Here is an 11,131-nt window from a genome sequence, read left to right as displayed (position 1 = left end):
AATCCCACAAAATGCAGCGTGTTGAATCTTTAAATGATCCAGCAAATGAATCACATCCTCACCCAATTGTTGCAGGCGATAAGGACCTTGCGGGGTAGACGAAGCACCATGACCACGCGTGTCATAACACACCACAAAGAACTGCTCTTTTAAAGCATTAAACTGCTGTTGCCACATGCCATAATTGGTGCCCAAAGAATTGGAAAATACCAAAGCAGGATTGGCGGCATCACCAAAAGTTGCGTAATTGATGGTTGCATCATTTGAAATAAATGTTGGCATAAAATCCCTCCCGACCTCCCTTTAAAAAAGGGAGGGGAAATATCTTAAATAGTTATGATTTGTTAAACGCGCTGAATAATCATTGCAATACCTTGACCGACACCAATACACATCGAACATAGGGCATAGGTTCCACCCGTTTGTTCCAATTGGTTTAAAGCTGTGGTCACCAAACGCGCACCCGATGCACCCAACGGATGACCAATCGCAATCGCCCCACCATTGGGATTCACTTGAGTCGTATCGTCTGCCAGACCTAAATCACGCGTAACCGCCAGTGCTTGTGCCGCAAACGCTTCATTCAGTTCAATCACATCCATCTGTTCAATACTGAGATTGGCTTGTTTAAGAAGCTTCTTAATCGCTGGCGCTGGGGCAAAGCCCATGATGCGAGGTTCAACCCCCACAGCCGTAGACGCAATAATCTTGGCACGGGGTTTAAGTTGGTACTGTTCAATGGCTTGTTCCGAAGCAATCAGTATAGCAGCCGCACCGTCATTGATGCCTGACGCGTTTCCCGCTGTGACGGTGCCTTCTCCTGTGACGACTGGCTTCAGTTTCGCCAAACCTTCGAGTGTGGTCGATGCACGAGGATGTTCATCTGTATCCACCACAATCGGATCACCCTTACGCTGCGCAATACTTACAGGGACGATCTCATGTTTAAAAAAGCCTTGAGCTTGCGCGGTTGCTGTGCGCTTTTGACTCGTCAAGGCAAACTGGTCTTGATCTGCACGATCAATATGAAATTGTTGTGCCACATTCTCTGCGGTTTGCGGCATGGTCTCTACACCATACATGGCTTTCAGCTTCGGATTGATAAAACGCCATCCCATGGTAGTGTCTTCAATCTTCTGGCTACGGCCATAAGCCGTTTCCGACTTGCCCATCACAAAGGGAGCGCGAGACATACTTTCCACACCACCTGCAATGATCAAGTCGGCTTCACCCGCTTTAATTGCACGGGCTGCCATGGCAATCGCATCTAGTGATGATCCACATAAACGGTTCACAGTCGTGGCAGGAACTTCAACAGGTAAACCTGCAAGCAGTGCTGACATGCGACCGACATTACGGTTGTCTTCACCGGCTTGGTTGGCACAGCCGTAGATCACATCATCGACTTGGGTCCAATCCACACTAGGGTTGCGTTGCATCAAGGCTTGAATCGGCACTGCACCCAAGTCATCAGCACGTACGGGAGCGAGTCCACCTGCATAACGTCCGAATGGGGTGCGGATGGCATCGATGATATAAGCGTTTTTCATATTTTATTTTCCCTTTGAATCCCCCTAAGTCCCCCTTTAATAAAGGGGGACTTTTTCAGGGAACATTCTTTCATTTCTTCAATCCGTTCCGTGTAGCTCCTCCCTTTTAAAAAGGGTGAGAAGCACTGCTTCGCAAGAGGGATTTAAGGAGATTCCAATCATTAATTCTGTTGTGTCGCATCCACCAAGGGAGCACCCGTCATCGCCTGCAATTCTGCAAAGCTTAGACCGTCAACTTTCTCAATCACTTTAAGACCGTCGGCAGTGACATCAATCACACACAGGTCGGTATAAATGCGGTCTACACATTTCAAACCTGTCGCGGGGTAGCTCAATTCAGCCACGATCTTAGGTTCACCTTGTTTGGTCACATGGTCGGTGGTGATAAAGACTTTCTTGGCACCGACCGCTAAGTCCATGGCACCACCAACGGCAGGAATCGCATCCGGTGCGCCGGTATGCCAGTTGGCCAAATCACCATTGGCCGCGACTTGAAACGCCCCGAGAACCGCAATATCCAAATGCCCACCTCGCATCATGGCAAAAGAATCCCCATGATGGAAAAAGGCTCCACCTTGCAGCATGGTCACGTATTCTTTGCCTGCGTTGATCAACTCAGGGTCTTCTTGATCTTTTTCAGGCGGTGGACCAAAAGCCAATAAACCATTTTCAGAATGTAAGAAAACGTCTTTGTCTGAAGGGAGGTAGCTGGCAATTTTGGTCGGTAAGCCAATCCCAAGATTCACATAAGCGCCATCTGGAATATCTTGTGCGACACGTTCTGCAATTTGGTTACGGCTGAGTTTTTGATAGCTCATGATGTTCTCCCGATTACACAGCCACAGGTTCAGGCTGAACCTGCACCACGTGTTGAACAAAAATACCTGGGGTGATGATGTGTTCAGGGTCTAATTCACCCAAGTCCACCACTTCAGACACTTGTGCAATGGTTACACCTGCGGCCATGGCCATAATCGGGCCGAAGTTACGTGCCGATTTGCGGTAGACCAAGTTACCCCAACGGTCGCCTTGTTGTGCTTTAATCAAAGCGAAGTCGGCTTTGATTGGATATTCCAACACATAATCTTTCCCGTCGATGTGACGGGTTTCTTTGCCTTCAGCCAATAAGGTACCGTAGCCAGTGGGGGTGAAAACTGCACCAAGTCCCATACCTGCGGCTTGAATACGACAAGCCAAGTTGCCTTGAGGCACCAGTTCCAATTCGATTTTGCCTGCACGATAGAGTTCATCGAAGACCCAAGAGTCGGACTGACGCGGAAACGAACAGATGACTTTTTTCACAGCACCCGCTTTGAGTAGCTTGGCTAAACCATAGTCGCCATTACCAGCATTGTTGCTAACGATGGTGAGGTCTTTAATGCCGAGTTGAATTAAGCCATCGATCAGTTCAGCAGGTTGTCCTGCGGTACCAAAACCACCGATCATGATGGTGGAACCATCCTTTATTTGCGAAAGTGCTTCTGTTAAAGAAGCTGAACTTTTATCAATCATAATATTGTCCTAGGCACAGCGTACCTATTAACTTTTGGAACTTGGATTTGAGCTTGGATTTGAAGCTAAAGCTGAAATATCAGGACTACGTTTACTTAAAATTAGATGCGCAGTTAAACCAATAACGATGCCCCAAAAAACGGAACTTAGACCTAAAAAGTGCATACCTGAAGCTGTGGCTAAAAAGGTAATGAGGGCAGAATCTCGTTGAGATTCATCTTTCATGGCTACAGCGATATTGGTTGAAATCGCACCCAATAAAGCCAAGCCAGCCAGTGCTGCAACAAGCTCTTTCGGCAGCAAGCTAAAGAGCAGAACGATACTGCCTGCAAACAGCCCACCTAAAATATAGAAAATGCCGTTAGCTACGCCTGCGATATACCGTTTTTCTTTTAACTCATGCGCATCTTTGCCCATACACAGTGCAGCCGTAATCGACGCTAAAACGATGGTGATACCGCCGACACATGCAACAGCTAAAGAAGCAATACTGGTGGTGGTGATAATCGGCTTGGCAGGCATGTCGTAACCGCTCAGTTTCATGATGGCCATGCCCGGTAAAAACTGTCCCGTCAGACTGACTAAAATCAAAGGCAGGGCAAGGTTTAAGGTGGAATGCCAAGTCCATTCTGGAGTGATCAACTGAGGAATAGCAAGTTGGAAATCTAAACTCACCGCATTCATTTCACCAAGACCAAAGCTCAAGGCCACACCAGAAAGAAGTACCCAAAGCATGCTATAACGTGGGGAAATTCGTTTTGCGATTAAAAAGACAAACAGCATGCTAAATACAATAATCGGCATACTGTCAGTTGCACTAAATAACCCTAAACCAAACTGAAATAAGATCCCTGCCATCATGCCTGCGGCAACCGACTGCGGAATCCATTTCAACAATTTATCGAAATAACCACTGATCCCGATCAGGAAAATCACCACAGCAGAGGTGATGTAGGCAGCAACCGCTTCATTCAGGCTAATGTTTGGGAACAGCGTGACCAATAAAGCCGTACCCGGTGCAGACCAGGCCGTAATCACAGGGACTTTAAATTTAATGGAAAGGAAGATCCCTGCTACGGCTGCCCCAATCGAAATGCCCCAAATCCATGAAATCATCATGGTTGGGGAAACCTGAGCTTGTTGCGCAGCCTGAAAGAAGATAATAAGTGGACCTGAATAGGAAATCAGCACGGCCAAAAATCCTGCGACAGTAGCTGAAATAGACCAATCTTCTTTCAAGGTTTTAAACAGGGTAGCCATTTATTTGCCTCCATGCAGACATGATCCTGTATATAAAGTTGTTTAGTGACTAATTAGCCTTGATCACCACCGCCTACAGGAACCACTGTACCGGTCATATATGACGAATCATCTGAAGCAAGGAATACAATTGCATTGACTTGTTCCTGAATCGTGCCATAACGGTTCATAAAACTACGATCAATAGTTTGATCGACCACTTGTTGCATCCACGCTTTTTCATTTTCAGAAAGAGGGTTTGCATTTCGTGGTACTTTACGTGGTGGTGCTTCGGTTCCACCTGTAGCAACTGCATTCACTCGGATGCCATCTTTGGCATGTTCAAATGCCAGTGATGCGGTGAGGGCATTGACGCCGCCTTTGGATGCTGAATAGGGTACTCGGTTAATCCCGCGAGTCGCTATAGAGGATACATTTACAATCGTACCTTGCTGATTTTTAATCATTTCAGGTAAAACTGCGCGGCAGCACCACAACGTTGGGAACAATGAACGATTGACTTCTTTAATGATTTCTTCTTCAGAAAATTCTTCAAAGGGTTTCATCCAAATGGCACCACCGACATTATTGATGAGTACATCAATACGTCCATAGATTTCAAGTGCTTTTGCTACAACGGCTTGTGCGCCTGCGAAGGTTTCAAGATTGGCTTTGACTGTTATTGCATCACCTTGGTGTTCTTCAATTTCTGCTAATGTTTCATCGACATAGTCAGATAAATCAGCTAAGACAACTTGTGCACCTTCTTCAGCCACTTGGAGTGCAACACCACGACCAATGCCTTGAGCGGCACCAGTCACAATCACGACTTTGTTTAAGAATCTTTGATTTGACGCCATTTTTTGAACTCACTTATCATCCAATATAAAGATGAATTTTTAAATTTATACAATTTGGCACGCCTGCATCCTAACAACTGGACATCAGTTACTGGATTAACCTTCGGTTAGACTTACTTTTCTTTTGGGAAAATAGAAGCAGCGCTTCGCAAGAAACCAACTTTCGGTGCAATGCACCTCATCGCAAAACTCGTCCGAAACCGATTACTTGATATCTTTCTCACAGAAAATACATTTTTACCAAGTGGTCTGGCCTCGAACAATTGCGAATGACATTTTCGCGTATCATCTTTTCTATAACTTAAATATTGGGTGATGTATTAGTTTGCGGAGAATTTTTCAAATAGGAAGTTTGCAGGTTTTACACCTTCGCTATCTAACCAACCACGAACGGCATCGACCATAGGAACAGGGCCACATAGGTAGACATCGACATCGCCACCATTGAGCCATTCATTTTCAATGTGTCCAGTCACATAGCCTTTGCGCTCATGTGCTGAGTCTGGGCTTGCAACAACGGTGCGATATTCAAACCATGGAAGTTTGGCTTGAAGTGCATCAAGCTGTTCTAAAGCAACTAAATCAAAATCATTGGTCACACCAAAGACTAAACGCACAGGGTATTCTGCACCTTTTTCTTCTAACACTTGCAGCATAGACAGAAAAGGCGCAATACCTGTACCACCTGCAAGCATAACGACAGGGCGGACTACATTACGTAAGTAGAAACTGCCAAATGGACCTGTAAAGGTCATTTTATCGCCTGCTTTGGCGTTATTACTTAAAAAGCTACTCATTTTGCCATTCGGCACGTTGCGCACCACAAAACCTGTTAAACGGTTGCCTGGTTTAGAACTAAATGAATATGAACGGGTTTCTGCTGTCTCTGGAATGGCAACGTTGACATATTGACCTGCAAGGAAGTGAATATCAGGTTGACCTTCATCAAGTTGAATATCAAAAGTGATGGTTGAGTCTGATAAGTTTTCCACAGCAACTAAAGTGCCTTGGTATTGGTGAATCTCGGTTTTACATACTTCAGATGACGCTTGAATTTGGAATACAGCATCGGATGTTGGGCGGCATTGGCAAGCGAGAATATAGCCTTGCTCAGCTTCTTCAGGGGTGAGTGCATCTTCAATGTAGGTTTCTTCAGGCATGTCATAACTTCCTGATTCACAGAAAGCTCGGCACGTTCCACATGCACCATCGCGACAATCTAAAGGAATATTAATTTTTTGACGGTAAGCCGCATCAGACAAAGTTTCGCCCTGAGCGACGCTAATAAAACGGGTAACACCATCTTCAAATTGAAGTGCAATATTGTGGTTTGACATGGCTAGAATCCTACTAAAAACTTTGAAACTTGACCTTCAGTCAACATTCCATTTGACTGAAGGGATGACGCTTAAATCAGAGGTGGTAAATATCAATGACTTGATTGATATAGTCATTTTTGAGTACCACGTATTTGCTTAAAATCTGTGGTTGCGCGCCTGAAAAATCGATTTCATAACGTGACATGCCGAAATAGCTGTAGTTGGTTTTGTAACGGAAACTTAAGGTATTCCAGTTAAAACGAACTGTTACTTTGTCTCCCTCACGTGCGATTAATTCAATGTTGCTGATGTTATGGCTCGTACGTGTATCTGGTATGGTTGCAGAAGAGCGTTCAGTTTTAATACGGAACACACGGTCTTCAAGACCTTGACGGTCTGGGTAATAAATCAGCGAAATTTCAGACTGAGGATCTTCAGTTAAACGGTCATCATCATCCCAAGCAGGCATCCAGAAAGAAGCAGATGGAGCATAACAATTTAACCAGTCATCCCATTGTTCATCATCTAGAAAGCGTGCTTCTTGATAAAGGAACTGCGCAATCTGTTCGAGAGAGCTGCGTTCTAAAGTGGCAGTGGCATTCATGCGATCTCTCCTTGTTCATTCACCAGTGCTTTTTCTGAGGCAATGGCATGTTTCATCGTTTCTAGCCAATATTGATGTTGAGCGAGGTACAGACCTTCATCTTCGGTTTTAATGCCGCTGAGTTTTGGTTTTAGCCCAATTTCGTTGGCAGCATCATCAGGGCCTTGAATCCAGTGTTTCGAACCACGGCACATGTCGTTCCATTCCAGTTCAATCCCTGCATAACCTGCTTGGCAGGCACGGAATTCCTCAAGGTCATCGGGTGTTGCCATGCCTGAAGCATTAAAGAAATCTTCATATTGACGAATACGGCGAGTACGTGCTTCTGGTGCTTCACCTTTAGGCGCGATACAGTAAATGGTCACTTCGGTTTTGTTGACTGCCAGTGGGCGTAAGACACGAATTTGTGAACCGAATTGATCCATCAAATATACATTTGGATATAAGCAAAGATTACGCGAGCGCTCGATCATCCATTTCGACATTGGCGCACCGTATTTTTCGGTGTATTCATCTGCTTTAGGGAAGTTTGGACGGTCTTCTGGGTTTGCCCATTGTGTCCAGAGCAACATGTGACCATGGTCAAAACCGTAAGAGCCACCGCCTTGTTTACCCCATGAACCTGCGCTCATGGCACGAATATTATCGGCAGCTTGAGTTTCTTTGCGGTGTTGAGTCGTTGCGGCATAGTTCCAGTGTACGGCAGACACGTGATAACCATCGGCACCATTTTCAGCGGTCAGTTTCCAGTTGCCTTCGTAAGTGTAGGTCGATGCACCACGTAAAACTTCCAGACCTTGCTCAGATTGATCGACAATCATGTCAATGATTTTGGTGGTTTCACCCAAAAATTCTTCCAGTGAAGGAACATCAGGATTCAAGCTACCAAACAAGAAGCCTTTGTAGTTTTCAAAACGTGCTACTTTCTTCAGGTCATGTGAACCTTCTTGATTAAAGCAATCTGAATAACCAGCTTCACTTGGATCTTTTACTTTCAGGAGTTTGCCTGAGTTGTTAAAAGTCCAACCGTGGAATGGGCAGGTGTAAGTTGCCTTGTTGCCACGTTTATGGCGGCAAAGTTGTGCACCACGGTGTGAACAGGCATTGATCATGGCATTCAGTTCACCATTACGGTTACGCGCAATAATGATCGGTTGGCGTCCCATATATGTGGTGTAGAAATCATTATTATTTGGAATTTGGCTTTCGTGTGCCAAGTACACCCAGTTGCCTTCAAAAATGTATTTCATTTCAAGGTCAAATAAGGCTTGATCAGTAAACACTGAGCGATGCAGTTTAAATTCACCCGTTTCAAAATCGTCAACAAGCAATTCATCAATACGATCAAGGTGACTGGTGTTAATTACAGGAATACGAGGCATGTCCGTTCTCCGAGGTTCCAAATGTGGGGAACACTCCGAAATGACAGTTGATTTAGATGTCATTTCGGTTCCTAAAATATGGGTTAAGCGCTAGCGCGACGACGATCTACTTCAGTTGAAGGCGCGCCTTGCTGTTCTTTTACTAACTCAATATTGAATGTGATGTGCTTGAACGGTTGATTTAAACCGCGACGAGCAATTTCAGCTTCATCGGTCACATCTACAGCAGTGGCAACTAAACCATCACGGGTTGCAAAGGCAAAGTCATCCCAAAGGTATTGATCACCTTCAATGTTGAATTGAGTAGTGAGCTTGCGATAACCCGGAGCCGAGACAAAATAATGAACATGTGAAGGGCGGTTACCATGACGACCTAGCTTATTTAACACCGCTTGAGTCGTACCATCAGGTGGGCAACCGTAGCCTACAGGCATGGTGGTCTGTGCCACATATTTGCCATCAGCATCCGTTAAAATACTACGACGTAAGTTAAAGTCAGATTGTGATTTATCGAAGAATGAGTAGTTGCCTAAGCTGTTAGCATGCCAAACTTCAACTTTGGCACCTTCAATAATGTTGCCATCAGTATCAGTTACTGTACCTTCAATAAACAAAGTTGGAATTTTGTCTGTTTCAGAACCATCATCCATGCGGGCAAAACCTGTCGATTCTGGTGCACCTGCCACATAGAGTGGACCTTCAATGGTACGTGGCGTACCGCCTGTAATGCCTGCTTTGGCATCGGCTTCATCGGCACGAAGGTCTAAATAATGTTCTAAGCCTAAACCTGCTGCGAGTAGACCTAATTCATTGGCTTGACCTGCATCGGTAAAATATTCCAGACCTTTCCATAGTTCAGTTTGACTGATGTCGAGGTCTTCAATGGCTTGGAATAGATCGCCCACAAAACGTACAACAATTTGTTGTACACGCGCATCGACAGGACCAGTCGCAGTGTCGACGTTCATTTCTTTTACGAGGGCATCAATTTGTTGGCGGTTCATACTGTCGCTCCTTAAGTATGTTTTGGTGGCTGGCACATGTTTGATTTCATCAATACACTGGCTGGCCACATTCCTTGTGAATACAGATTTTTTTTACACATTGGGAAGCTGTCTTCCCATTATTCCTTTGCTTAACGATCATCTTCATGAATAGAAGAGGGATGTCGGTTCAGCGGCATTACTTCAATATTCATGTAGGGATAAAGTGGTAAACCCTGCAACAGGTTATGCAGCTCTTCGTTGCTCTCGACATCAAAAATACTGATGTTGGAGTATTGACCTGTAATACGCCAAATGTGGCGCCATTTGCCTTGCTGTTGCAGTTCTTGCGAATATGCCTTTTCGACCGCTTTAATTTCATTTGCCTGTTCTGCTGGCATATCCTGCGGTAGGTTTACATCCATTCTTACGTGGTAAAGCATGTAGAATTCCTTTAATTACTGGCGACGCATACGGTCAATTTTGTCTTCATCAAGTTCAATACCCAGTCCAGCCGTGGTCGGTAACACCAGCTCGAAGTTTTGATATTGCAGCGGAGTTTTTAAAATTTCTTCGGTCAGTAACAGTGGACCAAACAGTTCAGTACCGTATGCTAAATTATGAAAGGTGGAAAAGACTTGTGCCGATGCCATAGTGCCAATGGGACCTTCAAGCATGGTGCCACCATAAAGGTCAATTCCTGCTAGTTTGGCAATTTTTCCAACTTCACTGGCTTCAACCAAACCGCCTGATTGCGCGATTTTGACTGCAAAGACTGAAGCGCCATTACGTTTTGCTAAGCGATAGGCACTGTCTGGACCCATTAGCGATTCATCAGCCATGATGGCAATATCAAAGCGACGGGTAAGACGTTGCATGGCATCAATGTTGTCAATCGCGCAGGGTTGTTCAATTAAATCCACACCACCATCTTGTAACTGTTGAATCCCTTTTATTGCTTCCAATTCTGACCAAGCACGATTTACATCTACGCGAATAGAAACATCTGAGCCTAAAGCTTGTTTGATGGCTAAAACATGCTCTACATCTTCTTCCACACGACGCGACCCAATTTTTAACTTGAAGGTGTTGTGGCGTTTGCTGGCAATCATCTGCTGTGCTTCAGCAATATCTTTTTCGGTATCACCAGAAGCTAGTACCCACAGTACAGGCACACTATGTCTTAAACGCCCACCAAGAACTTCACTGATCGGTAAACCTAAGCGTTGTGCTTGAATATCAAATAGCGCGGTTTGAATGGCATTTTTAGCGAAACGGTTGCCATTGATATTACGTTTAATTGTTTGTATGGTTTGTGCCACATTCAAACCTGATAATGACTTGAGTAATGGCGCAAAATAGGTTTCGATATTGGTTTTGACGCTTTCTGGACTTTCTTCGCCATAGCCTAAGCCACCAATTGTGGTTGCTTCGCCCCAACCCGTAAAGCCATCGTCTGTGGTGACTTTAACCAGAACCAAGGTCTGAGTTTGCATTGTTGCAACCGCCATTTTATGTGGGCGGATCGTCGGTATTTCTACAAGCAACGTTTCAATCGATTTATACATCTTTCGGCTTCGCTATCTTGATTTGTCTAATTCATGTGATATACCTTAAAAGAATGAACTAAACCTGTCGAAGATCATTTTTGCATTTTTTTATATTTAAAAGGTATGAAGTCT

The 11,131-nt window shown here is 44.7% G+C and carries 12 protein-coding genes; all 12 read right to left on the bottom strand.

Annotated features, from left to right (window positions below; translation table 11 throughout):
- Positions 1 to 282, bottom strand: a 282-nt coding sequence (locus tag DCO44_RS08005) for an alpha/beta fold hydrolase (RefSeq protein ID WP_116760759.1), incomplete at its 3' end; no start/stop codon positions are given.
- Between the two features lie 62 nt (positions 283 to 344).
- Positions 345 to 1,550 (bottom strand): 3-oxoadipyl-CoA thiolase, encoded by a 1,206-nt coding sequence (gene pcaF / locus DCO44_RS08000; RefSeq protein WP_116760757.1) that lies wholly within the window; start codon positions 1,548 to 1,550, stop codon positions 345 to 347.
- Positions 1,551 to 1,711: 161 nt separating this feature from the next.
- The gene (locus DCO44_RS07995) at positions 1,712 to 2,368 is read right to left on the bottom strand and encodes a 3-oxoacid CoA-transferase subunit B (RefSeq protein WP_116760755.1); all 657 of its coding nucleotides are present in this window, start codon (positions 2,366 to 2,368) and stop codon (positions 1,712 to 1,714) included.
- A gap of 13 nt (positions 2,369 to 2,381) precedes the next feature.
- The gene (locus DCO44_RS07990; protein ID WP_116760753.1) at positions 2,382 to 3,062 is read right to left on the bottom strand and encodes a 3-oxoacid CoA-transferase subunit A; all 681 of its coding nucleotides are present in this window, start codon (positions 3,060 to 3,062) and stop codon (positions 2,382 to 2,384) included.
- 27 nt (positions 3,063 to 3,089) lie between these two features.
- Positions 3,090 to 4,322, bottom strand: coding sequence for a benzoate/H(+) symporter BenE (gene benE, locus DCO44_RS07985; RefSeq protein WP_116760751.1), 1,233 nt, complete (start codon positions 4,320 to 4,322; stop codon positions 3,090 to 3,092).
- Between the two features lie 53 nt (positions 4,323 to 4,375).
- Positions 4,376 to 5,161 carry a benzoate diol dehydrogenase BenD gene (benD, locus tag DCO44_RS07980; RefSeq protein WP_116760749.1) on the bottom strand — a complete coding sequence of 262 codons (786 nt, stop codon included), beginning with the start codon at positions 5,159 to 5,161 and terminating at the stop codon, positions 4,376 to 4,378.
- Between the two features lie 320 nt (positions 5,162 to 5,481).
- Entirely contained in the window at positions 5,482 to 6,498 is a 1,017-nt protein-coding gene (gene benC, locus DCO44_RS07975) for a benzoate 1,2-dioxygenase electron transfer component BenC (protein ID WP_116760747.1), read from the bottom strand.
- Between the two features lie 76 nt (positions 6,499 to 6,574).
- Positions 6,575 to 7,084: a benzoate 1,2-dioxygenase small subunit gene (gene benB / locus DCO44_RS07970; protein ID WP_116760745.1), complete on the bottom strand. Its 510-nt coding sequence runs from the start codon at positions 7,082 to 7,084 to the stop codon at positions 6,575 to 6,577.
- Complete coding sequence (benA, locus tag DCO44_RS07965; protein WP_116760743.1) at positions 7,081 to 8,466, bottom strand: benzoate 1,2-dioxygenase large subunit; 1,386 nt, start codon at positions 8,464 to 8,466, stop codon at positions 7,081 to 7,083. Before benA ends, benB begins: the two co-directional genes overlap by 4 nt.
- Before the next feature lie 83 nt (positions 8,467 to 8,549).
- Complete coding sequence (gene catA / locus DCO44_RS07960; RefSeq protein WP_116760741.1) at positions 8,550 to 9,470, bottom strand: catechol 1,2-dioxygenase; 921 nt, start codon at positions 9,468 to 9,470, stop codon at positions 8,550 to 8,552.
- Positions 9,471 to 9,601: 131 nt separating this feature from the next.
- Complete coding sequence (gene catC, locus DCO44_RS07955; protein ID WP_116760739.1) at positions 9,602 to 9,892, bottom strand: muconolactone Delta-isomerase; 291 nt, start codon at positions 9,890 to 9,892, stop codon at positions 9,602 to 9,604.
- Between the two features lie 15 nt (positions 9,893 to 9,907).
- Positions 9,908 to 11,017 (bottom strand): muconate/chloromuconate family cycloisomerase, encoded by a 1,110-nt coding sequence (locus DCO44_RS07950; protein ID WP_116760736.1) that lies wholly within the window; start codon positions 11,015 to 11,017, stop codon positions 9,908 to 9,910.
- Between the last annotated feature and the right edge of the window lie 114 nt (positions 11,018 to 11,131).

It is taken from the genome of Acinetobacter sp. AM, assembly GCF_003105055.1.
GTDB classification, from domain to species: Bacteria; Pseudomonadota; Gammaproteobacteria; order Pseudomonadales; family Moraxellaceae; genus Acinetobacter; species Acinetobacter tibetensis.
Note: the sequence above shows the minus strand (reverse complement) of the source record. Positions and strands in the feature narration are given on the sequence as shown.

What these genes read in the sequence shown, in the direction of transcription:
- benA (WP_116760743.1), bottom strand. Translation starts at nt 8,466, where the DNA reads ATGCCTCGTATTCCTGTAATTAACACCAGTCACCTTGATCGTATTGAT.
- DCO44_RS07995 (WP_116760755.1), bottom strand. Translation starts at nt 2,368, where the DNA reads ATGAGCTATCAAAAACTCAGCCGTAACCAAATTGCAGAACGTGTCGCA.
- DCO44_RS07990 (WP_116760753.1), bottom strand. Translation starts at nt 3,062, where the DNA reads ATGATTGATAAAAGTTCAGCTTCTTTAACAGAAGCACTTTCGCAAATA.
- pcaF (WP_116760757.1), bottom strand. Translation starts at nt 1,550, where the DNA reads ATGAAAAACGCTTATATCATCGATGCCATCCGCACCCCATTCGGACGT.
- benE (WP_116760751.1), bottom strand. Translation starts at nt 4,322, where the DNA reads ATGGCTACCCTGTTTAAAACCTTGAAAGAAGATTGGTCTATTTCAGCT.
- catC (WP_116760739.1), bottom strand. Translation starts at nt 9,892, where the DNA reads ATGCTTTACCACGTAAGAATGGATGTAAACCTACCGCAGGATATGCCA.
- benB (WP_116760745.1), bottom strand. Translation starts at nt 7,084, where the DNA reads ATGAATGCCACTGCCACTTTAGAACGCAGCTCTCTCGAACAGATTGCG.
- benD (WP_116760749.1), bottom strand. Translation starts at nt 5,161, where the DNA reads ATGGCGTCAAATCAAAGATTCTTAAACAAAGTCGTGATTGTGACTGGT.
- DCO44_RS07950 (WP_116760736.1), bottom strand. Translation starts at nt 11,017, where the DNA reads ATGTATAAATCGATTGAAACGTTGCTTGTAGAAATACCGACGATCCGC.
- catA (WP_116760741.1), bottom strand. Translation starts at nt 9,470, where the DNA reads ATGAACCGCCAACAAATTGATGCCCTCGTAAAAGAAATGAACGTCGAC.
- benC (WP_116760747.1), bottom strand. Translation starts at nt 6,498, where the DNA reads ATGTCAAACCACAATATTGCACTTCAATTTGAAGATGGTGTTACCCGT.